At 66.2% G+C, this 23,677-nt stretch carries 23 protein-coding genes and 1 tRNA gene; 8 read left to right on the top strand and 16 right to left on the bottom strand.

The window, feature by feature from the left end; translation table 11 throughout:
• Window positions 1-6: 6 nt before the first annotated feature.
• Window positions 7-1,923, bottom strand: a complete 1,917-nt coding sequence (locus tag ISO4_RS10510; RefSeq protein ID WP_194856169.1) for a transglycosylase SLT domain-containing protein — start codon at window positions 1,921-1,923, stop codon at window positions 7-9.
• 158 nt (window positions 1,924-2,081) lie between these two features.
• On the opposite strand from ISO4_RS10510, the gene ISO4_RS10505 reads away from it, so the two are divergent.
• Window positions 2,082-3,047 (top strand): methyltransferase, encoded by a 966-nt coding sequence (locus ISO4_RS10505; protein ID WP_194856168.1) that lies wholly within the window; start codon window positions 2,082-2,084, stop codon window positions 3,045-3,047.
• Here the strand turns inward: ISO4_RS10505 and ISO4_RS10500 are convergent.
• From ISO4_RS10500 to ISO4_RS10470, 7 genes are all read right to left on the bottom strand, one after another.
• Entirely contained in the window at window positions 3,044-4,024 is a 981-nt protein-coding gene (locus ISO4_RS10500) for an NAD-dependent epimerase/dehydratase family protein (RefSeq protein ID WP_142949097.1), read from the bottom strand. The two genes, ISO4_RS10505 and ISO4_RS10500, sit on opposite strands and share 4 nt — an antisense overlap.
• Before the next feature lie 60 nt (window positions 4,025-4,084).
• The gene (locus tag ISO4_RS10495) at window positions 4,085-4,954 is read right to left on the bottom strand and encodes a DNA ligase (RefSeq protein WP_194856167.1); all 870 of its coding nucleotides are present in this window, start codon (window positions 4,952-4,954) and stop codon (window positions 4,085-4,087) included.
• 367 nt (window positions 4,955-5,321) lie between these two features.
• Window positions 5,322-5,395: transfer RNA gene (locus ISO4_RS10490), tRNA-Gly, on the bottom strand.
• A 100-nt stretch (window positions 5,396-5,495) separates the two neighbouring features.
• Window positions 5,496-6,134, bottom strand: coding sequence for a peroxiredoxin (locus ISO4_RS10485; protein WP_194856166.1), 639 nt, complete (start codon window positions 6,132-6,134; stop codon window positions 5,496-5,498).
• 147 nt (window positions 6,135-6,281) lie between these two features.
• Window positions 6,282-7,745: a DUF3336 domain-containing protein gene (locus ISO4_RS10480; RefSeq protein WP_142949094.1), complete on the bottom strand. Its 1,464-nt coding sequence runs from the start codon at window positions 7,743-7,745 to the stop codon at window positions 6,282-6,284.
• Between the two features lie 126 nt (window positions 7,746-7,871).
• On the bottom strand, window positions 7,872-8,906 hold the full coding sequence (locus tag ISO4_RS10475; RefSeq protein WP_194856165.1) for an AraC family transcriptional regulator: 1,035 nt from the start codon (window positions 8,904-8,906) through the stop codon (window positions 7,872-7,874).
• Between the two features lie 6 nt (window positions 8,907-8,912).
• Window positions 8,913-9,614 carry an SIMPL domain-containing protein gene (locus tag ISO4_RS10470; RefSeq protein ID WP_194856164.1) on the bottom strand — a complete coding sequence of 234 codons (702 nt, stop codon included), beginning with the start codon at window positions 9,612-9,614 and terminating at the stop codon, window positions 8,913-8,915.
• Window positions 9,615-9,703: 89 nt separating this feature from the next.
• Here ISO4_RS10470 and apbC point away from each other — a divergent pair, with 89 nt between their 5' ends.
• The gene (gene apbC, locus ISO4_RS10465) at window positions 9,704-10,792 is read left to right on the top strand and encodes an iron-sulfur cluster carrier protein ApbC (RefSeq protein ID WP_142949091.1); all 1,089 of its coding nucleotides are present in this window, start codon (window positions 9,704-9,706) and stop codon (window positions 10,790-10,792) included.
• A 51-nt stretch (window positions 10,793-10,843) separates the two neighbouring features.
• A complete protein-coding gene (dcd, locus tag ISO4_RS10460; protein WP_142949090.1) occupies window positions 10,844-11,413 on the top strand; it encodes a dCTP deaminase in 570 nt (189 codons plus the stop codon).
• A 6-nt stretch (window positions 11,414-11,419) separates the two neighbouring features.
• On the opposite strand, the gene ISO4_RS10455 is transcribed toward dcd, so the two are convergent.
• The 4 genes from ISO4_RS10455 to purM are packed head-to-tail and all read right to left on the bottom strand — an operon-like array spanning window position 11,420 to window position 14,493.
• Window positions 11,420-12,136 carry a DUF3108 domain-containing protein gene (locus ISO4_RS10455; RefSeq protein WP_194856163.1) on the bottom strand — a complete coding sequence of 239 codons (717 nt, stop codon included), beginning with the start codon at window positions 12,134-12,136 and terminating at the stop codon, window positions 11,420-11,422.
• Window positions 12,133-12,747, bottom strand: a complete 615-nt coding sequence (locus ISO4_RS10450; RefSeq protein WP_456151256.1) for a DUF3108 domain-containing protein — start codon at window positions 12,745-12,747, stop codon at window positions 12,133-12,135. The genes ISO4_RS10455 and ISO4_RS10450 overlap by 4 nt, the downstream gene beginning before the upstream one ends.
• Window positions 12,748-12,799: 52 nt before the next feature.
• Window positions 12,800-13,450 carry a phosphoribosylglycinamide formyltransferase gene (gene purN, locus ISO4_RS10445; protein ID WP_142949087.1) on the bottom strand — a complete coding sequence of 217 codons (651 nt, stop codon included), beginning with the start codon at window positions 13,448-13,450 and terminating at the stop codon, window positions 12,800-12,802.
• Entirely contained in the window at window positions 13,447-14,493 is a 1,047-nt protein-coding gene (gene purM / locus ISO4_RS10440; protein WP_142949086.1) for a phosphoribosylformylglycinamidine cyclo-ligase, read from the bottom strand. Before purM ends, purN begins: the two co-directional genes overlap by 4 nt.
• Window positions 14,494-14,632: 139 nt before the next feature.
• On the opposite strand from purM, the gene ISO4_RS10435 reads away from it, so the two are divergent.
• A complete protein-coding gene (locus ISO4_RS10435; RefSeq protein WP_194856161.1) occupies window positions 14,633-15,712 on the top strand; it encodes a DUF2066 domain-containing protein in 1,080 nt (359 codons plus the stop codon).
• Between the two features lie 6 nt (window positions 15,713-15,718).
• Window positions 15,719-16,408: a DnaA regulatory inactivator Hda gene (hda, locus tag ISO4_RS10430; RefSeq protein WP_142949084.1), complete on the top strand. Its 690-nt coding sequence runs from the start codon at window positions 15,719-15,721 to the stop codon at window positions 16,406-16,408.
• Here hda and ISO4_RS10425 read toward each other — a convergent pair.
• The gene (locus ISO4_RS10425; protein ID WP_142949083.1) at window positions 16,386-16,706 is read right to left on the bottom strand and encodes a hypothetical protein; all 321 of its coding nucleotides are present in this window, start codon (window positions 16,704-16,706) and stop codon (window positions 16,386-16,388) included. The two genes, hda and ISO4_RS10425, sit on opposite strands and share 23 nt — an antisense overlap.
• A gap of 141 nt (window positions 16,707-16,847) precedes the next feature.
• On the opposite strand from ISO4_RS10425, the gene sthA reads away from it, so the two are divergent.
• Entirely contained in the window at window positions 16,848-18,248 is a 1,401-nt protein-coding gene (gene sthA / locus ISO4_RS10420; RefSeq protein WP_142949082.1) for a Si-specific NAD(P)(+) transhydrogenase, read from the top strand.
• On the opposite strand, the gene smrA is transcribed toward sthA, so the two are convergent.
• The 3 genes from smrA to ISO4_RS10405 all read right to left on the bottom strand — a co-directional run bounded on the left by smrA (window position 18,245) and on the right by ISO4_RS10405 (window position 20,000).
• Window positions 18,245-18,838, bottom strand: a complete 594-nt coding sequence (smrA, locus tag ISO4_RS10415) for a DNA endonuclease SmrA (protein WP_142949081.1) — start codon at window positions 18,836-18,838, stop codon at window positions 18,245-18,247. The genes sthA and smrA overlap by 4 nt on opposite strands.
• Window positions 18,839-18,955: 117 nt before the next feature.
• On the bottom strand, window positions 18,956-19,123 hold the full coding sequence (locus tag ISO4_RS10410; RefSeq protein ID WP_185956926.1) for a hypothetical protein: 168 nt from the start codon (window positions 19,121-19,123) through the stop codon (window positions 18,956-18,958).
• A gap of 106 nt (window positions 19,124-19,229) precedes the next feature.
• Window positions 19,230-20,000, bottom strand: coding sequence for a glutathione S-transferase N-terminal domain-containing protein (locus ISO4_RS10405; RefSeq protein ID WP_228548053.1), 771 nt, complete (start codon window positions 19,998-20,000; stop codon window positions 19,230-19,232).
• A gap of 242 nt (window positions 20,001-20,242) precedes the next feature.
• Between ISO4_RS10405 and ISO4_RS10400 the strand changes: the two genes are divergently transcribed.
• Together ISO4_RS10400 and ISO4_RS10395 are read left to right on the top strand one after the other, a co-directional pair.
• Window positions 20,243-21,454: an acetyl-CoA C-acetyltransferase gene (locus ISO4_RS10400; protein WP_194856160.1), complete on the top strand. Its 1,212-nt coding sequence runs from the start codon at window positions 20,243-20,245 to the stop codon at window positions 21,452-21,454.
• A gap of 24 nt (window positions 21,455-21,478) precedes the next feature.
• The gene (locus ISO4_RS10395; protein WP_194856159.1) at window positions 21,479-23,656 is read left to right on the top strand and encodes a 3-hydroxyacyl-CoA dehydrogenase NAD-binding domain-containing protein; all 2,178 of its coding nucleotides are present in this window, start codon (window positions 21,479-21,481) and stop codon (window positions 23,654-23,656) included.
• Window positions 23,657-23,677 lie beyond the last annotated feature (21 nt).

Raw genomic sequence — 23,677 nt, 5'->3', positions numbered from 1 at the left:
CGGCGCCTAATCCATCATCGCCAGGGAGTAGGGCGTGCCGCGCTCGTCGGGCCGCAGCAGCACCAGTTGTTCCCGGTTGCCGTGCAAGCCCTGGAACAGCACCCGGTAGGTGAGCACCGCCTGCACGTATTCCCGGGTTTCATAGAAGGGAATGGACTCGATCCAGACGTCCGCCGGCACCGCGTCCTCTTCCTCGGCGAGCCAGTCGTCTACCCGGTGCGGGCCGGCGTTATAAGCGGCCAGCGCCAGTACCCGGTTGCCGTTGAACCGCTCCAGCAACTCCGCCAGATAACGGGTGCCCAGGGCCACGTTGATGTCCGGGTCCATCACCTGGCGGGCGTCGGGCGGGGTCTGGCCGGCGTCGCGCGCCACTTTGCGGGCGGTGCCCGGCATCAGCTGCATCAGGCCCTGGGCGCCCACCGGGGAACGGGCGTGGGGGTAAAACGCGCTTTCGCGGCGCGCCACCGCCATGCTCAGCCAGGGGTCCAGATCGTGGCGACGGGCGGCGTTCACGAACAGGTCCCGGTGCGCGGCCGGGAAGCGCCAGGCCAGCACGTTCCAGGCACGCGCCTGAATCGACGCCTGCACCACCAGGTCGTACCAGCCTTGCTGCAAGGCGTGCTGCGCCAGCTTGCGGCGCTGCCCCTCGCTGCTGTGCCAGAGCATCCAGTTCCACTCGTCCCAGGCCAGTTGCGGCTCGTCGATCTCCCGCAGCAGCGCCACCCGCGCCAGGCCCGGTTGGGTCGGGGCACTGTCGTCGGTGGCCGGCGAGGCATTGCTGAACACCGGGGCCTGGCCGAGCCGTTCGGCGGCCAGGAAGCCATAGAAGTTACGCTGCCCGGCGGCACGGCCCCAGTGGGCGCGGGCTGCCTCATCATCGCCGTTCTCCTCGGCGGCACGGCCCAGCCAGTACTGCCAGCGGCTGTCGTCGCGCGCCGCCGCCGGCAGGCGGGCCACCCAGTCAGGCAGCTCGTCCCAGCGCTGTTCGATCACGCTACGCCGGGCGCGCTGGTCCAGGGTGTCCGCGCTGCCGTTGTTGGCCAGCCAGCCGTCCAGCCATTGGCGGTTCTCTTCAATGCCGCGAATGGTGGAGTACCAGGCAATGCGCTCCGCGGCGCGCTCGCGCAGGGCCGGGTCCTTGAGACCCAGGTTGGCGCTTTCCTGTTCAAACAGTTCCCGGGCGCGCACCGTGTCGGTGTAGGCGAGACGGCGCAGGGCGGCGCTGAGCAGTTGTTCACGGCGTTCATCACCGATGCCCTCGGGCAGCTCGCGCAGCCGCTCCGGGTCCCGGTGCAGGCGGCCCAGCCACTCGCCGGCGGTGGCGTCCGCGCCGCTCTGCATGTCGGCCAGGTAGCTCATCAGGCCGGTGGCGCCCTGGTCGAAGGCGAGCAGCAGACGTTCCCAGATCTCCTGTTCGCCGATCACGCCCTGGTCCCGGGCGGCTTCGAACAGCGGGTCGCAACTGGACGGTCTTGAGCTGCCGGAAAGCCAGAGCTCGCGAACCTGCGGCAGCACGCCCTTGTCACCGTTTTCCCACTGGGCGCGCAGGTAATAGCAGCGCAGCTCGGTGCCCCGTGGCGCGCGGTCGTAGACCTTCAGCACGTCGCGCCAGCGCGATTCCTTGGCGTAGGCCACCAGGGCGTGCTGGCGGATATCGTCGGGCAGCGGCGAATCCGGGTAGCGCTCGCCGTATTCCACCACGCGCTGCGGTGAGAGATCGGGCAGGGCGGCGCGCAGCCGGTGGAATTCCAGGTAAGCCTGCAGCGGGTGATCGTCGGACAGGCGTTTCTGTGCCTGCGCCAGACCGTTCCAATCATCATTGCGGGCGGCGTGCAGCGCTTCTTCAAACACGCTGTCGCTGTTATCGGCGCAGGCCAGGGACGCCACTAGAATACCAATAGCCAGAACTGCGGAACGGACCATCCTTTGCCTCCACAACATCATCTGATTCGCGCATTCTAGCGGTAGGAAAGCACCCGGGGCGTGGTGTTTATGTAAAACTTCAAGCGCGCCGTGAAGGCCGGATTTATCCCCCGGGGCCGGGTTTGTTTATACTGCCCGATTTGCCGAGGCGCCAAGCGATGGAAAACAGCACACGGTTACTGTGGCGACAGGAAGAGAGCCTGGCCGGACGGCGGGTTCTGGTGGTCGACGCCAACGACCCGGAGCTGGCCGACTTGCCCGCCGAGCAGGTCTATCTGCACGCCGACGATTACACCGTCGGTGCCCACCAGTGGGCGCCTCTGCCCACGCTCCCCGAGGACACCGATCTGGTGATCCTGCCGCTGCCGAAATCGTCGGAGCGCCTGGAACTGTTGCTGCGCGGCCTTGCCGGCAGCGTCGAGGAACCGCTGGAGGTGTGGCTGGTGGGGCCGGCCAAGGGCGGCATCCGCGGCGGCGTGACGCGGCTGTCCCGGCACGCCGACGCGGTGACCCTGGTGGACAGCGCCCGTCACTGCAAAGTCTATCGCGGCGCCTTGCGGCCGGGGCCGGCACTCTCCCTGGAGCAGGTGGAAAGCGTGGTGCGCGTCGACGACCTGGACGTGATCAGCTATCCGGGGGTGTTCAGCCACGGCCGCCTGGACGAAGGCACCGCCCTGTTGCTGCAGGCGCTCGCCGAGGCGGCGCCCCGCGGCAAGGCGTTGGATATGGGTTGCGGCTGCGGGGTGATCACCGCCGCGCTGGCCCATGCCGGCTGCAACGTGACCGGCACCGATGTGAGCGCCACCGCGGTGGCCGCCGCCTGCAGCACCCTCAACCGCAACCACTTGCAGGGCAAGGTGGTGGGCGGGGACCTCTACGGCGGCGTGGAGGGGCGTTACCAGACCCTGGTGACCAACCCACCGTTCCACGACGGCCGTGACCGCACCATGTCGATCACCCGGCGCCTGATCGAACAGGCGCCGCGCCATCTCGAGGAACACGGTGAATTCTGGATGGTGGCGAACCGCGAGCTGCCCTATGTGCAGTGGCTCGACGCCGCCTTCCGGCACGTGCAGGTGGTGAGCGAAACCAACCGCTTTCGCGTCTACCGGGCGCTGCGCTAAAGGCGCCCGGTCTCGCGCATCCAGTCGATGCAGCGGCGCAGCATGGTTTCCAGCGGCACCGTGGCGTCGAACCCCAGCTCCTGCACCGCTTTGCTGCCATCCGCGTGAACCCGGCTGGTGACCAGCGCCACCTTCTCCGGGGTCAGGCGCGGTTCCTGCCGGGTGAACAGCCCGCCGACCGCGTAGACCTGCCCGGCCAGCCGCAGCAGCCAGACCGGCATCGGTTTGCGCGGCGTGGGCCGGTCGAGCAGCCGGCCGATGGTGTTGGCCAGCTCCAGAAAGCTGGCCTCGACGCCGGCAAGAATATAGTTCTCGCCGCGCACTCCTTTCTCCACCGCCGTCAGGTGCGCCCGCGCCACTTCCTCCACCGCGCAGAAGTTACCGCCGCCGGGCGGCACGCCGGGCAGCTTGCGCTGCTCGATCAGCGTGATCATCTGCGACCAGTTGTGGGTGTCACCGGCGCCGATAATGCCGCAGGGGTTGAGAATCACCGCGTCGAGACCGTGCTGCATACCGTGACGGATCTCTTCCTCGGCCAGATACTTGGTGCGGTTATAGCCGATCCAGTCGTCGGCGGCGTTGGACGGTGACGCCTCGTCGATGGCCTCGTCCTGGATGCCCCAGGCGGAAATCGAGGAGGTATGAATAAAGCGCCCGGCCTGGTTGCGCAGCGCGGCGGTGATCAACGCCCGGGTGCCCATCACATTGTCCTGGTACTGGCGCTGGTTCAGGTGCCGCCAAAGGCTGGTATTGCCCGCCACATGGAACACCGCGTCCACCGCCGGCGGCATCACCAGGGTGACTTCCGTGGCGTTGTCCATCGGCGCCTCCACCACTTTGACCCCCAGGGCGGACAGGGCCGCGCCGTCGCTGCCGGGGCGCAGCAGGGCGGTCACTTCCCAGCCGGCGTCGAGCAACTGTCGGGTGATATGGCCGCCCAGAAAACCCCGGGCACCGGTAATAAAAGCGCTGGGCATAGCGCGCACTCCTTGTTTCGGTGTGCTACTTATCGCCCAGCGGGCGCCGTCCTGCAACCCTCAGCGGATAAAGCCCGGCCCCTGCCGCCGCACCCGCAGAAAGCTGGGGAAGCGCGGCAGGCCGTGGCGCGTGCGGCCATAAAACTTGTAGGTCACCAGGCTGCCGATCGGCGGCGGCTCCGCCCGCTGGGCGTCATTGAAACCGCTGCCGAGACGAAAATGCTGCCCGCTCGCGGTTTCCACCAGCAGCGCGCCCATCTTGCCTTCCAGCCGCCCCTCGCCGGGCAGATGAGCCACCACCCGCGCCTCGGCGTCCTGGTAGGGCTTCACCTTGAGCAGATCCGCCGAGCGGTAGCTGCGGTAGGGGGCGTCGCCCCGGTGCAGCATCAACCCTTCGCCGCCGGCTTCGATCACTTTCTCCAGGCGCCGGTCGAGCGCCGCCCGGTCGGGGACCTTGAGCTGGCGCACCAGACGCAAATGCGGATTGTCATGGTCCTTGAGCAACCGGCGCAGGGTTTGCAGGCGTTCGTCGAAGGGGCCCGCCGCCCGGGGCAGGTCGAACACCATGTAATAGACATCCCGCCAGTGCTCCGGCCCGGTGTCGTGGCGATTGATCAGGCCCACCATGCGGCTGAAGGTGCCGCGCCCCATCCACAGCTCGCCGTCCAGGGGCTGCTCCGGGAAGCCCCGGGTGAACGCCGCCGGCACATCGAAGCGGTTGCCGTGGCGGGAAATCAGGTCTTCGCCGTCCCAGTAGGCGCGCACGCCGTCAAACTTTTCGCTGACCCAGTAGCGGGAAAGGTCCGCTTCCCCCTGATAGACCCGGGCCTGGGTCAGCGCCGGCACGGTGCGGCCGTGCCCGACACTGGCCACCACCACGCCGAACGCCAGCACCGTGGCCAGTACGAAAAGAAAAATTGCACGAGACATCCTTGTCCCCTCCCATCAATAAACGGAAGTGGTCAGTCTCCAACAATCGGGGACGGGGCTCTGTCGGCCAGGGCTGAAATTGCTGTAAGCCAGAACGGCAAGTTTTGAACGCGATTGATTAAGCGCTCCGGAACATTCTACGAAGCCGGAGCTTTGTGGGAGCTTGCCTTGCAAGCGAAAGGGCGGCAAAGCCGGCCGGCAGGATCCCAGAGACGTTGATGGTGCTGCCGTCAGAAATCTCTCTGGCATCCTGCCGGGAGCTTCGCTCCCTTTCGCGGGCCGGGCCCGCTCCCACAACTCCGTTTCCATTCGCAGGCAGGCGGCTCCAGACACAAAAAAAGCCGCGCTAGGCGGCCCTTCTCATGTCTGGAGCGGGTGAAGGGAATCGAACCCTCGTATGCAGCTTGGGAAGCTGCCGTTCTACCATTGAACTACACCCGCGAACGGCGGCTATTACACCGGGATTCCCGCGCCCTGTCCAGCCGGTTCCGCACAATGTGAGCGCGGGTCCGGCCGCGATAGGGCGCGAGGCCCTGGCGCATCAGCTCTTCTTCGGCTGCTTCACCATCCGCAGGTACGGCTTCTTCTCGTCCCAGCCTTCCGGGAACAGCTTGGCGGCGGCCTCGTTGTCCAGCGAGGGCACGATGATCACGTCGTCGCCGTCGTTCCAGTTCACCGGGGTGGCCACCTTGTAGCCGTCGGTGAGCTGCAGGCTGTCGATCACCCGCAGGATTTCATCGAAGTTACGGCCGGTGCTGGCCGGGTAGGTGATGGTCAGGCGGATCTTCTTGTTCGGGTCGATCACGAACACGCTGCGCACCGTCAGGGTGTTGTCGGCGTTGGGGTGAATCATGCCGTAGGCCTGGCTCACGGAGCGGTCCGCGTCGGCCAGCAGCGGGAAGTTCAGCGCCGAGCCCTGGGTTTCCTCGATGTCGCCGCACCAGGCGTTATGGTCCTCGAGGGGGTCCACGGACAGGCCGATGACCTTGGCGTTGCGCTTGTCGAATTCAGGCTTGAGGCGGGCCACTTCGCCCAGCTCGGTGGTGCACACCGGGGTGAAATCCTTCGGGTGGGAGAACAGCACCACCCAGCTGTCGCCGGCCCAGTCGTGGAATGAGATCGGGCCGTCGGTGGAATCCTGTTTGAAATCCGGGGCGGTATCGCCGAGTTGCAGTGCCATGGGTGTGTCTCCTGGTCTCAGTACGAATGCGATGTTGTTTGGCTGGTGCTAAGAACATAGAGGCTTCCGGCCGCCCTTTAAAGGGGGCCAGTCATAATCAATCGCGCTAAGCAAATAGCACCCCGCGGCGCGGGGTGCCGGTGGCGGTCAGCCGTTGGCGGCCACGCTGAGACGGTTTAGGGTGCGTTCTTCCAGGCGGTCGAGACGCTCCCGGCAGGCACGGAAGGTGCGGCTGATGCGGGTGGTGTTGTCGATCATCGCCAGCTTCGGCCAGGTGGTCTGTTCGCCGGCGCGAATGAAGGCGCGCACGTCTTCCAGCGACGGGTTGCTGAGCACGCGCAGGGCGTTGCGCGGCTGGCGCGGCGGGATCAGGTTGATGTCGCCGATGTAGCGTTGCTTGACCACGGTCTGCGCCTTGTCGACCACCAGCCCCAGGTCGTTGGAGCGCACCCGGCGGCGCACCAGGTCAAGCGCGTAGTGCAGGTTCATGGACACATTGCGGATCGCCCAGTCGCTGAGGGTGCTGAGGCTGGAATCGGTGCTTTCACTGCGCGGCAGGAAGGGCACCACATGCGGGTTGGTCTGGCTGACGATCGAGTGGTTGACGCCGAACAGCCGCGACAGGCGGCGGATCGGCAGATCGTCCTGAATCGAGCCGTCGACGAATTTGCGCCCGGGGATATAGGGCACCCGCTCGCCGTCCAGGTTCTTGGCCCAGAGGCTCACCGGCGGGTAGATGCCGGGGATCGCGCAGCTCGCCAGCGCCGCTTTACGGATCAGCACATTGGGCGAGGTGCGCCAGTTGAGCAGGCGGCTCTGCTGGTTGCGGTCGTAGGGGCTGACGGTGATGTTGATCTCGCGGCCGGTCTTTCGGTAGGCCTCTTCGAACGTCAGGTCCTTGATGTTCTCTTCCAGACAGGCTTCCAGGTGGTCGCCGTCGAGCACCGGGGTGCCGCGCAGCAGGCCTTTCCAGCCGATCGCCTTGAACGCTTCCAGGTAGATGTTTTCCGGTTCCAGCTTGGCGGCCAGTTCGTCGTTGTCGTGGGTGCCGACCACGGCGGCGACGATGCTGCCGGCGCTGGAGCCGGAGATCACCGAGGGCAGCAGGCCCTGCTCCCAGAGGGTTTTCGCCACGCCGATGTGGAACAGCCCGAGGGCGGCGCCGCCGGAGAACATCAGGCAGCTCTGCCCGAAGGCCTGGCCGGTGGTTTCGAAGAAATCGAGTTTTTGCTTGAGCCCGAACTCGGCGAAGTCGCCGTCGCAGAGGTAATCCAGGGCGGTGCACACCTCTTCCAGATAGCGCTCGATCAGCCGCTTGGTGCCGATGCGGCTGTGACCGTAGAGGGCGGGGTTGGAGATATTGCCCAGATTGCCGTGCAGGCCTTCATGCAGGTGAAAGACCAGTTTGTTGACGTCGTTGCGCTCGCGGGCCTGGCGGATCTGCCACAGGCGGTTACGGATCAATTCGTAATCGTAGTGGGGCGAGCGGTCGATGTCTTTCCACTCGTCGGCGCCGCCGAGCCGGTCGTATTCACGGCTGGCACGGCACCATTCGTCGTAGCTGCTGGCTTGCGCGATAGCGCGCTCAAGCTGCTTGAGCGTGCGTTTCATGCGGTTCTCCCTGGCGGATACTGTTTTTATCGTTGTCCCCGAGTCTAGCCTCGCCGGACCGGCCCCTGATGCCCGGATTGTCCGACAAACGCGTAATATTGCCATCAGGTAATGTAAATATTGTGGCTATTCGCCGTCGCTGTCCATGCCACGACGGTACTGCCCGGGTGTGACGCCGGTATGGCGCTTGAAACTGCGCTGGAAGCAGCGGATGTCGGCGTAACCCAGGTCCGCGGCGATCTCCGCCTGTGGGCAGCGGCTCTCCAGCAGACGGGCCTTGGCGCGCTCCAGGCGCACGCTGTCGAGGATTTCCCGCCAGCCGGTGCCTTCCGCGACCAGATGCCGGTGCAGGGTGCGGGTGTTGAGCCGCAGGGCGTGGGCCACCTGGTCGCGGTCGGGGAGGGGGCCGCCCAGCGCCGCCTGCAGGTAATGGCGCACGCGCAGCGACAGGCTGGTGGCGATGCCCAGGGTTTCCAGGTGCCGGGCGGCGTGCTCTTCCAGGGGGCCCAGCTGGTGGGGTTCGGGCCGGCGCGGCGGGCGGGCGAGCATGTCGCGGTCGCCGATCAGCGCCGAGTAGGGCTGGTTGAAATCCACCGGGCAGCCGAACAGGCGCTGGTATTCCCCGGCCTGCCGGGGATCGTCCGGGCCGGGGTGCTCGAACCACACCCGTTCCGGGTTGAGCGCTTGATCGTCGGCGAGCCAGCGGGTGTAACGCAGCCAGCCGGCGAAAACGGCCTCCACCAGATGGCGCCGCACCGGCTGGCGGCTGCAGCGGGGATACCAGAGTATCCGCGATTCATTGCCGCGCAACCGGGTTTCCACGCTGCCCAGGTCGCCGACCCGCTTCTCGTAGCGCGCCACCTTGGCGAGGGCCTCCAGCAGGGTGCTGGCGCTCAGGGCGATATAGCCGAGCACGTTGAACACGCCCGGCGGGAGACATTCACTGGCGTGCAGGCCGAACAGCGGATCACCGCTGCGCTCGGCCAGTTCCGCGATCAGGGCTTCGAAGCGATCGCCCGGCACATGCAGGTCCGGCAGATCCAGCGCCCGCGGGTCGATGCCCGCCGCCGTCAGCGCGCCGGCGCTGTCCACGCCGGCGGCCCGGCCCGCGGCAAGATAGGCGCGCAGCCCGGCCGCGGATACAAAGCCTAGCGGACCCATGGGTGATCAGTTCAGCTCGAAGGTGATCTGAACGCTGGCGGTCACGTCCTGCTCGCCGGGGCGGTAGCTCTGCGAGGCGTCTTCCTTGGCCATGGCGGCGCGCATCGGCACCGGGCCGGGCACGTTATAGCCCTGGGCGTTGATCTGCATCGCCTCGCCCAGCTCGCGGCCGGCGGCCCGGGCCAGGATTTCGGCCTTTTCACGGGCGGCGCGCACCGCCTTTTCCAGCGCCTGGTTGGCCAGCTCGTCGGCGTTGCTGATTTCACTGCCGCCCGGACGCACTTCCTTCAGGCCCAGGCCGGCCAGGCCGTCCGCCAGTTCCGCGTAGCGCTCCACTCCGGAGGTGCGGAAGCTCACTTCACGGCTCACCTGATGGCCGATCAACTTGCGCTCCGGCTGGTATTCCCACTCCGGGGCGATCTGGATGTCGCTGGCGGTGATGTGCTTGTCGTCGATTTGCAGCTGCTTGGCCAGATCCAGCATCGCCTGCACCTGCCGGTCCACTTCGTCCTTCATGGCGGCCACGTCGTCGCTGCGCTCGCGGGCCACGGCCACCAGATTAAAGATATCCGGGCGCGCCTTGATGGTGCCCTCGCCGGAGACACTGACGGTGTCGCGCTCCGCGATCGGCTGGCCGTTGTTGCCGCCGCAGGCGGTGAGGACCAGCGCGGCCAGCAGGCCGGTGAAAAGGTGGGCGGTCTTCCTCATGGGGGTTACTCCTTGTGATTAAGTGCGTACGGCCCTTGGTTGTGGACTGCGCTAACTCTATCATCCCCTCCTGAGTTGCAGGAGGTACCATGACGCGTATTGAGCAGGCGGTTAGACAGTCCCTGGGTGAAATCATCCCCGAGGAACTCGGCGTCGACCTGGTTTCCGCCGGCACGGTGACGGAAATCGAGGAACAGGAGGGGCGCGTGCGTCTGGTGGTGCACCCCGGGTACCCCTGTGCTTCGCGGTTGCCGGCGCTGCGCCGGGAGATCGAGGAGCGGGTGACCCCGCTGCTGGAAGGCCGTGAGCTGGCGCTGGACCTGTCGGTGCGTATTAAACCGCACCGGGCCCAGCACGACATGCCGGCGATGATGCAGGCGGCCAATGTGATCGCGGTGGCCTCCGGCAAGGGCGGGGTGGGCAAATCCACCACCGCCGTGAACCTGGCCCTGGCGTTGCACGCGGAGGGCGCCAAGGTGGGCCTGCTGGACGCGGATATCTTCGGGCCCAGCCAGCCGATCATGCTCGGCCTGCCCAAGGGCACCCGCCCGGAAACCCGCGACGGCAACGCCTTCGTGCCGGTAATGGCGCACGGCATCCAGACCATGTCCATGGGCTACCTGGTCACCGAGCAGACCCCGGTGGTGTGGCGCGGGCCCAAGGCCAGCGGCGCGCTCACCCAGATGATGCAGCAAACGCTGTGGCACGATCTGGATTATCTGATCGTCGACCTGCCGCCGGGCACCGGGGACATCCAGCTCACCCTGGCGCAGAAAATTCCGGTGGCGGGCGCGGTGGTGGTCACCACGCCCCAGGACATCGCCCTGCTGGACGCGATCAAAGGCGTGGAGATGTTCCGCAAGGTGGATATCGGCGTGCTGGGTATCGTCGAGAACATGGCGGTGCACATCTGCTCCAACTGCGGCCACGAGGAGCATGTGTTCGGCCAGGGCGGCGCCGACCGCATGGGCCGTGACTACGATACCCCGGTGCTGGGCTCGCTGCCGCTGTCGCTGCGCATTCGCGAGCAGGCGGACGGCGGCACCCCCACGGTGGCGGCGGACCCGGACAGCGCCGAGGCCCGCCTGTACATGGATACCGCGCGGCGCATGGCGGCGCGCCTGTCCCTGACCCGCGAGGGGCGGCGCGCGTTTCCCAAGGTGGTGATGCAGCACTGAATTCCGGGTACCATTCACCGTTTAGGGTTGCCGAACCGATAAAGGATTCCAATGAGCATCAAGTCCGACCGCTGGATCACCCGCATGGCCACCGAGCACGGCATGATCGAGCCGTTCCAGGCCGGCCAGGTGCGCGCCGATGCCAACGGTGAAAAACTGATTTCCTACGGGGTTTCCAGCTACGGCTATGACGTGCGCTGCGCCGACGAATTCAAGGTGTTCACCAATATTCATTCGGCCACCGTGGACCCCAAGCATTTCGACGAGAAAAGCTTCGTCGACATCAAGGGCGACTACTGCACCATTCCGCCCAACTCCTTTGCCCTGGCGCGCACCGTGGAGTACTTCCGGATTCCGCGCAGTGTGCTGACCATCTGCCTGGGCAAATCCACCTACGCGCGCTGCGGCATCATCGTCAACGTGACGCCGCTGGAACCGGAGTGGGAAGGGCACGTGACGCTGGAGTTTTCCAACACCACCAATCTGCCGGCGCGCATCTACGCCCACGAGGGCGTGGCGCAGATGCTGTTCCTGGAATCCGATGAAGAGTGCGAGACGTCGTACAAGGATCGCGGCGGTAAATACCAAGGCCAGCGCGGCGTGACCCTGCCGCGCACCTGATCCGGCCTAGTCGGGCGTGGGGCCGTTGTATTCGGTCATGATCAGTTCCCCGTGCAACAGCGCGCTTTCAATGTGGCGCGCTTTGACCACCATGTAGCCCACCTCCGGGGCCACCCAGAACAGGGTGCGGCGGCTCTCTTCCTTGTCTTCTTCCCGTTTCTTTTCCACCACGAGGGTGTCCAGATCGCCCATCGGCGTGTCGATGGTTTCCCGGTCGATAACGATGAAGTGATGCTCGCGGATATCGTCACCGTACACACTGGTGGCGCTGTATTCCTTGTCGCCGGTGGCGAACACGCAGCGCGCGCGCAGCAGCATGCTGAGCTCATCCAACGCCTGGTCGGGAATCGGGAAGGATTCGTCGCCGGAATCCGATTCGCTCACCGCCCGGCCCTGTTCCCAGTTGAAGTCGGTGTCGTGGTAACGGTGCTTGCCGAAGCCCTTGAACTCGTGGGTGTAGCGTTCGGTGCGGGGGGCGCAGTCGTTCCAGCGGAACCAGCTCTCCTCGCGGTTGTTGAGCAGCCAGGAGTGGGCTTCGAAGCGCATGTGGTAGCGGTCTTCGCCGCTGGCCGGCTCCAGCACCAGGTCGGCCTTGATCGGGGTGGGGATTTTGTTGACGTAGATGCGGTATTCGGCGGAGAAGGGCGGCAGCGAAGCGCCCGCCGCCAGGGCCGGTAACAGGCTTGCCGCCACCATCAGGGCCAGGCCGCTCAGGTATCTCATGGCAGGCTCTCCAGGTTCATGACGTGGCGGCCGTCGTCGTTTTCCTGCACCAGTTGCACCAGGGTGTAGTCGTTGCCGGGGGCGAACCACAGCCAGGTTTGCCGCTCACTGTCCGCTTCGCGCAGCCGCCGCACCTTCACGGTGGCCACGTCCTCGCCGTCGATTTCCAGCGTTTCGCGGCCTTCCACTTGGAAGCGCTGCGTCTCCACGCCGCGCTCGTCGGCCACGTTGAGGGTGATGTCCCGGTCGCCCCGGGCCAGGCGGCACTGCAGCGCCAGGGTCAGGGCGATCTTGTCGGTGGCCGGCTCGTCCACCGCGTAGCGGTAGGGCTCGTGCTCGGTGCGTTCGCTGGTGGCCTGCTTGTCCGCGATGCGCAACTCCGCCGCCTTGACCCGGCCCAGGCCTTCCCGGTGGTAGCCGTAGTAGTGGGTTACGGGCAGGCACCCCTGCCAGGTGAATACCGAGGTTTCGCGGATTTCGCCGAGAAAATTACTGGCCGACACTTCCATTTCCCAGCGCTCGCCGCCGGCCTTGGACAGCGTGCGTTGGGCGCCCACGGTGAACGGGAAACCGGCGGCTTTCAGCCGGTACTGGGTGTTGAAGCTCTCCACCGGAGATTCCGCCAAAGCCGGGGTCGCGGCCAGCAGGCCGGCGAGCAGCAGGCTAGCCGTGCGTGTCCATCTGAAAGCCCTGCGCGGGCAGGCGTTCGCCATCCAGTTCCACTCCCTGGTCGGTCATCTGTAAGCGCTGCTGCGCACGCCAGCGCAATACTTGAGGGTACAAGCGATGTTCTCGCGCTTGAACCTTTTCTGACAGGGTTTCGGCGGTATCGTTCGCCGCCACCGGGAAACGGGCCTGGGCGATCAGCGGGCCGCCGTCCAGCTCGTCGGTGACGAAATGCAGCGAGCAGCCGTGCTCGCGGTCGCCGGCTTCCAGCGCCCGGGCGTGGGTGTTGAGCCCCGGGTACTTGGGCAGCAGGGAAGGGTGGATGTTGATCAGCCGGCCCTGGTAGTGGCGCACGAAGCCGGGGCTGAGAATGCGCATGAACCCGGCCAGCACCACGGTATCGGCGCCGTGGGCGTCGATGCGCTCGATCATCGCCTGGTCAAAACTGGCGCGGTCCGGGAAGCCCCGGTGATCGATCGCCTGCGCCGGCACGCCGGCCCGCTCGGCGCGGGCCAGGCCGGCGGCGCCGGCTTTGTTACTCAGCACCAGGCTGACCCGGGCGGGCAGTTCCCCGGCGTCGATGGCGTCAAGAATGGCTTGCAGGTTGGAACCGGTGCCGCTGATCAGCACCGCAAGCCGGTGGGTCATGACGCCAGGCCTTCCAGGGATACTTCGGGTTCATCATTGTCGCTGGCGTGGATGCCGCCGATCACGAAGGCGTTTTCGCCGCTGGCTTCCAGCAGCGCCAGGGTCTGGTCCACCTGCGCTTCCGGCACCACCACCACCATGCCGACGCCGCAGTTGAAGGTGCGGTACATTTCGTTGGTCGGCACCTGGCCCTGCTCCTGGAGCCAGCGGAACACCGCCGGCCACTGCCAGGACTGGGTGTCGATCACCGCCCGGGTGCCGTTGGGCAGCACCCGCGGCAGGTTTTCCGGCAGGCCGCCGCCGGTGATGTGCGCCAGGGCGTGCACCGGCACCTGCTTGATCAGCTCCAGCAGGCTTTTCACGTAAATGCGGGTGGGCGCCAGCAGGTGCTCCATCAGCGGCTTGCCGTCCAGGTCATCGGTGTCGTCGGCCTGCTCGAGAATACGCCGCACCAGGGAGTAGCCGTTGGAATGCGGGCCGGACGCGCCCAGGCCGATGATGGTGTCGCCGGGCGCCACCTTGCTGCCGTCGATGATGCCGTCGCGTTCCACCACGCCGACGCAGAAGCCGGCCAGGTCGTAGTCCTCGCCCTCGTACATGCCGGGCATTTCCGCGGTCTCGCCGCCGATCAGCGCGCAGCCGGCCTGCTCGCAACCCTCACCGATGCCGGAGACCACCCGCGCGGCGGTGTCCACGTCCAGCTTGCCGGTGGCGTAGTAGTCGAGGAAGAACAGCGGCTCCGCGCCGCCCACCACCAGGTCGTTGACGCACATCGCCACCAGGTCGATGCCCACGGTGTCGTGGCTGTCGTGTTCCATGGCCAGACGCAGCTTGGTGCCGACGCCGTCAGTGCCGGCCACCAGCACCGGGTTCTTGTAGCCCTCGGGCAGGGCACAGAGCGCGCCGAAGCCGCCCAGGCCGCCCATCACTTCCGGGCGCAGGGTTCGCTTGGCTATCGGGCCGATGCGCTTGACCAGGTCATTACCGGCATCGATGTCCACGCCGGCGTCGCGGTACGTCAGCGGCCGTTTTTGTTCGCTCATGGCAGGCTCCAGGAAGGTGAGGGCGCGCTATTCTAGCAACCGCCGTCCCTGCGGGGGAACCGGCGAGTGGATATTCGCCAGCGCCGGCCATATCAGTGATAATGTCGCGCCCTGAAGTTCTCTGATTCGGAATGGTTCGATGTATCGCTTGCTGTTAGGCCTGATTGTCGGGTTTCTGTGCGTTTCCCCCGTGTTCGCCGCCGATGCCGGCGAAGTGTCGGTGCCCCTGGAGGGCGAGCAACCACGGGGCGCGGAGGCCCGTGAGCAGGCACTGCGGCAGGGCCTGGAAACGGTGATCCGGCGGCTCACCGGCCGCGACCAGGTGGCGGATCTGCCCGGCGTCGCAGGCGTTCTCGAGGACCCGTCGCGCTGGTTGATGCGCTACGCCTACGACGGCGGCACGCCGCCGCGCCTGAACGCGGTGTTCGACGACCGCGCGCTGGTGCGCCATTTGTCCGACCAGGGCGCGCCGGTCTGGAGCGGCGAGCGGCCGCCGGTACTGGTGTGGCTGGTATCGGAAGGCACTGGCCAGGGCCGCATGGTGGCGGCCAGCGACCCGCTGGCGGAAAAACTCACTTCGGCGGCGGCCCGCCGCGGCGTCTCCCTGACGCTGCCCGAGTGGGACCAGCGCGACCGGGACACGGTCGCCGTGGCCGATATTCGCGGCCGCTTCGACGGCCCGCTGCTGCAGGCTTCCCGCCGTTACGAGACCGACTGGGTGGCCACGGCGGTGCTCTATGACAGCGGCCAGGGCGGCGCCACCACCCTGAACTGGCGTTTGCTGCAGGACGGCGATGCAGTGGCCAGCAGCCGCGACCGCGCCGACGACAGCGGCGCCGCCCTGTACCGCCTGGTGGATGTGATCGCCGACCGCATCGCCGAGCGTTACTCGGTGCGTTCCGGCGCCGGCGACGGCGGCGATGGGGCCGACGATGGCGAGCCCTCCGAGCCGGCCGGCGACGCGCTGGTGGACCGCTCCGGCTGGATCACCGTGCGCGGCGTTCAAAGCCTGACCGACTGGCAGCGGCTGCGCCAGGCGCTGTCCGATCTGGGGCCGATGCGCTCGGTGGCGCTGCGGGTGGCCAGTGACGACCGGGTTCAGTTCGAGGTGGATTTCGCTGGCGGTCGCTCGCAATTGATACGCAGCGTCACCGGCGTGGGGGGGCTCAGCGAATGCGAGGAGCCGGCCGCCGAATCACCCACGTTCTGTTTCCGCTAGCCGCCCGTGACCGGTCAACTGCCCCTCGCCCTTGAGCTGCGTGAAGGCCACGCTCTGGAGAACTTCCACGCCGGGCCGAACCGCGCCGCCTGGGCCACGGTGTCCGCCGCCGGCGACGGCGACGAGCGTCAGGTGTTCGTGTGGAGCGCCGCCGGCCAGGGCCGCAGCCATTTGCTCGAAGGGGCGGTGCGCCGGGCCCAGGAGCAGGGCCGCGACGCCTGCCTGCTGCCCGCCGCCGAACTGCTGCCGTTGGTGCCGGACGTGCTGGAATCCATGGAGCAGTTTCAGCTGCTGGCGGTGGACGACGTGGATCTGTTCGCCGGCCACCGGGAGTGGGAGGAAGCGCTTTTCCACCTGTATAACCGGGTGATGGCCCTGGGCGGCACCCTGCTGTTCAGCGCCGGCGCATCGCCGGGCGGCGTGCCCTGGGGCCTGCCGGACCTGGCCACGCGGTTGGCCGCCGGCCCGGTGTTCCGGCTGCAGCCCCTGGAAGAGGACGACCTGGTGACCCTGCTGATCGAGCGCGCCAACGAGCGCGGCCTCAAGCTGGGCGGCGACGTGGCCCGCTTCATGGTGCTGCGCAGCGAGCGGGCGCCGGCGGCCCTGATTCAGCGGCTGGCCACCCTGGACCGGGTGGCCCTGGCCCGCCAGCGGGCGCTGACCATTCCTTTCGTCAAGGATGTGTTCGGCTGGTGACCGTGGCGCCGCGCGCCCGGTCCGGCTTGAGCAGCTTGCGGCGCAGCCCTTCCCAGACCAGAGCGCCGACCACCATGCTGATCAGAATCAGCACCAGTTTGGGCAGGCTCGCCAGGGTCCAGAACAGCACGTCGATGGAGGTGGTTTCCAGGTTCTGGGCGATCACGATCAACACCAGGATCAGCAGCAGAATCTGCAGCGCGCCCAGCGGATGACGGCGTAGCCAGCCGCCGGCGCCGCGCGCGGTGCGCCCCAGTGGGGACGATGAGTGCCGGGTGTCATAGGGGTCCGTTTCCATAGATCGGCTCCTTCGGTTCGCTGCGGGCAGTTCGCGTGCGGCGATACTGTAAAGAAGTTCCAGACTATCACGGTCTCGGTCAAGTATTTATCAAGGCGCCTCCCGGGGAGGCGCGGGCGATGCGGGAGGTAACAGCCAGTTATGGATATCAGCTCCGGATGGGATCTAGTGGTGCTGGGCAGCGGCCCGGCCGGGGAAGCCGCCGCCATGCAGGCGGCCAAAGGGGGCCTGCGCGTCGCCATGGTCGACCGTGACGACCAGATGGGCGGCAACTGCACCCACTGGGGCACGATTCCCTCCAAGGCGCTGCGCCACCAGGTGCGTCAGGTGGTGCGCTCGCAGCGCAACCCGTTGCTGCGCGGGCTGATCAGCCCGCGCCAGGTGCGCTGGCAGGATCTGATTCAGCGTTCCCGCGAAGTGGTGGACAGCCAGGTTCAGGTGCGCACCGATTTTTACGTGCGCAACCGGGTGCGTTTGTTTAACGGCCAGGGCCGTATCGAAAGCGCCGGTGAAGTGCGGGTGGACGACCAGGCCGGCCGCCAGTGGTCCCTGCGCACCCGCAACATTCTGATCGCCACCGGCTCGCGGCCGTACCGCCCGGCGGACGTGGACTTCGACCACCCGCGTATCTACGACTCCGACACCATCCTGGAAATGAAGCACACGCCGCGCAATATGATCGTCTACGGCGCCGGCGTGATCGGCTGCGAATACAGCTGCCTGTTCACCGGCCTGGGCATTCGCGTGGACCTGGTCAATAACCGTCAGCATCTGCTCGATTTCCTCGACGCGGAAATCTCCGACGCGCTCAGCTACCACCTGCGCGACCAGGGCGCCACCATCCGCCACAGTGAGGAATACACCCATATCGAGGCGGACGATGACGGCGTGACGCTGGTGCTGCGCTCCGGCAAACGGCTGCGCGCCGACGCCTTGATGTGGAGCAACGGCCGCTCGGGCAACACCCAGAACATCGGCCTGGAAAACCTGGGCCTCAAGCCCAACAGCCGTGGGCAGCTGGCGGTGGACGAGCGCTATCAGACGGAAGTGGCCGGCGTCTACGCGGTGGGCGACGTGATCGGCTGGCCGTCACTGGCCAGTGCCTCCTACGACCAGGGCCGGTTCTGCGCCCAGGGCATCGTCGAGGGCGGCCCGGTGAAACAGGTCACCGACGTGCCCACCGGTATCTATACCATTCCCGGCATCAGCTCCGTGGGCCGCACCGAACAGGAGCTCACCGAGGCCCGCGTGCCCTACGAAGTGGGCCAGGCGTTTTTCAAGAATCTGGCGCGGGCGCAGATCACCGGCGAGCGGGTGGGCATGCTGAAGATCCTGTTCCACCGGGAAACGCTGGAAGTGCTGGGGATTCACTGCTTCGGTTACCAGGCCATGGAAATCGTCCATGTGGGGCAGGCGGTGATGCGCCAGCCCGCCCCCAACAACACCCTGCATTATTTCGTCGACACCACCTTCAATTACCCGACCATGGCGGAGGGCTACCGGGTGGCGGCGATCAACGGCATGAACCGGGTCAGCCGCTAGCGCTGGGCGCGGCTGCGCTCGTGGAAGAATTCCCGGGTTCTCTGGCTGGCGCCGGTGGACTTGCGCAGCAGCGCCAGGGTCACGCCGGCGCCGCCCCGGTTGGCCGGCGCGCTGTGAAACGCCAGCACCTGCTCGAACTGCTCCAGCCAGAACAGCACATAGCTTTTCAATAGCGCCGGGCGCTCGCTGTGCTCGCCCTTGCCGTGGCTGATCAGCACCGTGCGCAGCCCGTTCTGCTGGGATTCCTGGATAAACAGATAGACCCGGTCGCGGGCCTCCACCAGGCGTACCCGGTGCAGATCCAGGGTCGCCTGGGGCTCGTACTTGCCCAGACGCAGCTTGCGGTAGACGCCTTCCTGCACGCCGTTCTTCTTCAAACCGACAATATCGTAGGGGCCGGCCTGGGGGACCTGGTCGGGCAGGGTCAGCGGGTTGGGATCGCGGTCCGGGCGGGCCACCGCGGAGGCGCGGCGCAGGCGCTGGGTCAACGTGGGCTCACCGCGACGGAAGTCGCGCACCCGGTCGTCTTCCTTGAGAGGCGCCACACCGGTCATTTCCTGACGGAATAAATCATCGTCGAAGTCGGCCATGGCCCCTCTCCTTTAAAGAAGTGTGAACCCCAATCCTACCAAGACGACGCGTCAAAAGGGAGCCAGGGCGCATGCGGGCATGTTCCCTGGGGTGTGCCTTTGCGGGGACGGAAAAGGTCAGTGCGTGTGGCGCTGGGGTCGGGACCGTCCCGCGGGAGCCGGGTCGTCATCATCCAGGTGATGGCGCTGTTTCTTGGCTTCCCGTTTACGACGCTCCTTGTCGGCCCGCTCGTGTTCTTCCCGCCATTCCTGGGCGTCGTAGTCATCAAATTGGCGACGACTCATGTTCGGTACTCTCTATATCACAGTGGCTATGTCGCAATATCGATATCGCAATAAACTGAGTCTTATATAGCACCGAAAGCGGCCCCGGAGAAGGCCGCGTTGCGATTTAACGCGCGTAGGTTTCCTGCAGGTAGTCAAGAATGTGTCCGGACTCAAAGTGCTCCTCGCCGGTGTTGGGATCAATCAGATAGGGAATCGCCACGCGGCCGGTGCGGGCCACCAGTTCCTGGCGGTGGCGCTGGCTCGGCTGGTAGTCCATGTCCAGCGCCGCGCGCACCTGCGGCAGCAGCCAGTCCTGCCACTGATCGCGTCCGCACTGGCGCACCAGGAACGGCAGCTGCAGCTCGCACAGCCGCTCGCGCACCAGCCGCGCGAACGGGCTGGCCTCGAAGGAATACAGAATCAACGGTTCCTTGGCCGGCTCGCTGTCCTGGCTGCGCAGGCCGCGCCCGCCACGCGGTAGCGAGGCGGCGAACGAACTGGCCGTGCGCAGGGTGCGCAGACGCCAGGCGGCGGGTGCCGGGCGGCCGCCGTACTCGCGGTACAGGTAATCGATAATGTCGGCGGATTCGTACAGGTCCACGCCGGTATTCGGGTCCATCAAATACGGGAACAGCTGCTTGCCACCGAGCCTTTCCACCAGCGGCCGGTAGCGGTCGCCGCCCTTGGGGCAGGGGTAGATCAGCACGTCCAGGTCCAGGTCAGTGAGCGCTTCGCGCACCAGACGGCAGAACGGGCAGCCCTCCATGTCGTACAGCTCCAGCGGCTCGGCGGGTTGCCGGCCGGCGGGCCGGGTGGCGATGCCACGGCCTTGCTGGGCCAGAGTGGAGGCCAGGGAACGGGCGACGTCCAGGGTGCGGGGCAGGGGTGAGGCCATGGGTAACTCCTTGATCGGTTGACGCTACGCTAGGGCCTGTCGCCCGGGCCCGCAATGGCCGTGCCGCCGTCGGCGCGGGCGTTATCGGAAAGGGCGTGTCCTTTCCGCTCAGGGCCTTTGAGCACTCCTGTCATTGTTGAGGCGCCGCCGGTGGGGCACTCTGAGCGCCTGATTTTCACAGGAGCCGGCGCTCCCGATTGGCGGGCGCCGCCGGCATTGGCCCAAGGCGAGAGGAAGGTTACATGACCGAAGCCTATATTTATGACGCTATCCGTACCCCGCGTGGCCGGGGTAAGCGGGACGGCTCACTGCACACCGTTAAACCGCTGGACCTGGTGGTCGGCCTGATCGACGAAGTTCGCGGCCGTTTCCCCGATATGGATGTGAACCGCATCGACGACGTGCTGCTCGGCGTGGTCACTCCGGTGGGCGACCAGGGTGCCTGTATCGCCAAGACCGCCGCGCTGGCGGCGGGCCTGCCCGATACCGTGGCCGGTTACCAGCTCAACCGTTTCTGCGCCTCCGGCCTGGAAGCGGTGAACACCGGTGCCCAGAAAGTCGCCTCCGGGTGGGACGATCTGATTCTCGCCGGTGGCGTGGAAGCCATGAGCCGCATTCCCATGGGCTCCGACGGCGGTGCCTGGGCCATGGACCCGATCACCAACTATGAGACCGGCTTCGTGCCGCAGGGCATCGGCGCCGACCTGATCGCCACCATCGAGGGCTTCTCCCGCCGCGACGTGGACGAGTTCGCCGCCGAGTCCCAGGCCCGTGCCGCCAACGCCTGGGAAAAGGGCTACTTCCAGCGCTCCGTGGTACCGGTGAAGGACCGCAACGGCATGACCGTGCTGGACCGCGACGAGCACGTGCGCGCCGGCACCACCGCCGACGTGCTGGGCAACCTCAACCCGTCCTTCGAAGTGATGGGCGAAATGGGCGGCTTCGACGCCGTGGCCCTGCAAAAATACCACTATGTGGAGAAGATCAACCACGTGCACACCGGTGGTAACTCCTCCGGCATCGTCGACGGCGCCGCCCTGGTGGTGCTGGGCAACGAGCAGGTGGGCAAGGACTACGGCATGAAGCCGCGCGGGCGCATCGTCGCCACCGCGATCAGCGGCGCCGACGCCACCATCATGCTCACCGGCCCCGCGCCGGCCTGCCGCAAGGTACTGAAGAAAGCCGGCATGACCGTGGACCAGATGGACCTGGTGGAAATCAACGAAGCCTTCGCCTCGGTGGCGATGCGTTTCATGCGCGACATGGGCCTCGACCACGACAAGGTCAACGTCAACGGCGGCGCCATCGCCATGGGCCACCCGCTGGGCGCCACCGGCGCCATGATCCTGGGCACCGCGCTCGACGAACTGGAACGCCGTGATAAGAAATTCGCCCTGTGCACCCTGTGCGTGGGCGGCGGCATGGGCATCGCCACCATTATCGAGCGTCTGTAAACCCAACGGATTCGGAGAAAGAGTATGAGTGAAGCCCTTAGCGGTAAAGAGAGCACCATCCGCTGGGAACAGGACGCGGATAACATCGTTACCCTGATCCTGGACGATCCCCAGCAGTCCGCCAATACCATGAACGAGCGCTACATGCGTTCCATGGAAGAGATGGTCGCCCGTCTGGAGAAAGAAAAAGACCAGATCGCCGGCGTCATCGTCACCTCCGCGAAAAGCACCTTCTTCGCCGGTGGCGACCTCAACGACCTGATCAAAGTGACCCCGGAACACGCCGCCGAATTCGCCAAGGGCGTGGAAGCCGGCAAGGCGCAACTGCGCCGCCTGGAAACCCTGGGCAAACCCGTGGTCGCGGCGCTCAACGGCACCGCCCTGGGCGGCGGTCTGGAAATCGCGCTGGCCTGCCACCGTCGTATCGCGCTGAACAATCCGAAAGCGCAATTCGGCTTCCCGGAAGTCAGCCTGGGCCTGCTGCCCGGCGCCGGCGGCGTGGTGCGCAGCGTGCGCATGCTGGGCATCCAGAACGCCCTGATGCAGGTGCTGATGCAGGGCCAGCGGCTGAAAGTGGAAAAAGCCAAATCCGTGGGCATCATCGACGAGGTGGTGGACAGCCAGGAAGAGATGCTGGCCAAGGCCCGCGAGTGGATCAAAGCCAACCCCAAGTCCAAGCAACCCTGGGACGAAAAAGGCTACAAGATTCCCGGCGGCACCCCCAGCACCCCGGCCATGGCGCAGAACCTGCCGGCGTTCCCGGCCAACCTGCGCAAGCAGCTGAAAGGCGCCAACTACCCGGCACCGCGCAACATCATGGCGGCCGCCGTGGAAGGCGCCCAGGTGAGCTTCGACGACGCCCTCACCATCGAAGGCCGTTACTTCGTGGAACTGGCCTGCGGCCAGGTTTCCAAGAACATGATCACCGCCTTCTTCTTTAACCTGCAGGCGATCAACGCCGGCGCCAGCCGTCCCAACGACGTGCCCAAGTTCAAGGCCGAAAAAGTGGCGGTGCTGGGCGCGGGCATGATGGGCGCGGGTATCGCCTACGTCACCGCGCGCTCCGGCGCCCAGGTGGTGCTCAAGGATATTTCCACCGAGAACGCCGAGAAGGGCAAGGCGTATTCCGCCAAGCTGCTCGACAAGGAAGTGTCCAAGGGCAAGATGAGCAAAGAGAAGAAAGAAGAAATTCTCGCGCGCATCACCCCCACCGCCGATCCGGCGGACCTGGAAGGCGTGGACTTCATCGTCGAGGCCGTGTTCGAGAACACCGAGCTCAAGCACAAGGTGTTCCAGGAAGTGGAAGACGTGGTCAAACCCGATGCGGTACTGGGTTCCAACACCTCCACGCTGCCGATCACCGGCCTCGCCAAAGGCGTGAAGAAGCAGGAAAACTTCATCGGCATCCACTTCTTCAGCCCGGTGGAAAAAATGCCGCTGGTGGAAATCATCCGTGGTGAAAACACCAGTGATGAAGTGCTCGCCAAGGTGTTCGACTACACCCTGCAGATCAAGAAGACGCCGATCGTGGTCAACGATTCCCGCGGTTTCTTCACCAGCCGCGTGATCGGCACCTTCATCAACGAAGCCATCGCCATGGTCGGTGAAGGCCAGAACGCCAACTCCGTCGAGCAGGCCGCCACCCAGGGCGGCTACCCGGTGGGCGCGCTCAAGCTGATCGACGAAATCAACATGAAGCTGTCGTTGAAGATCGCCGATGAGTACAAGGAAGCGGCCAGCAAAGGCGAAGGCGCCAACCAGGCCCATCCCGCCCTGGCGGTGATGGAGAAGATGGTTCGCGAACTGGACCGCCCCGGCAAGCTGGACGGCAAGGGATTCTACGAGTATCCGGAAAACGGCAAGGCGCACCTCTGGCCGGGCCTGAAAGAACAGTTCGGAGAAAAAGAAGCGATTCCGTTCCAGGACATGCAGGAGCGCATGCTGTTCGCCGAAGCCATCGAAACCGTGAAGTGCTTCGACGAAGGCGTGATCGAATCGGTGGGCGACACCAACATCGGTTCCATCTTCGGCATCGGCTTCCCGGCCTGGACCGGCGGCGTGGTTCAGTACATGAACCAGTACGACGGCGGCCTGCGCGGCTTCGTGGCCCGTGCCCAGGAACTGGCCGATACCTACGGCGAGCGGTTCACGCCGCCCAAGTCGTTGGTGGAAAAAGCCGAGAAAGGCGAAATCTTCAAGTAAGCCAACCCTGGCGGCGCCGTT

Source organism: Alloalcanivorax venustensis ISO4 (assembly GCF_015356855.1).
GTDB lineage: Bacteria > Pseudomonadota > Gammaproteobacteria > Pseudomonadales > Alcanivoracaceae > Alloalcanivorax > Alloalcanivorax venustensis.
This window is presented reverse-complemented; position numbering and strand designations above follow the sequence as displayed.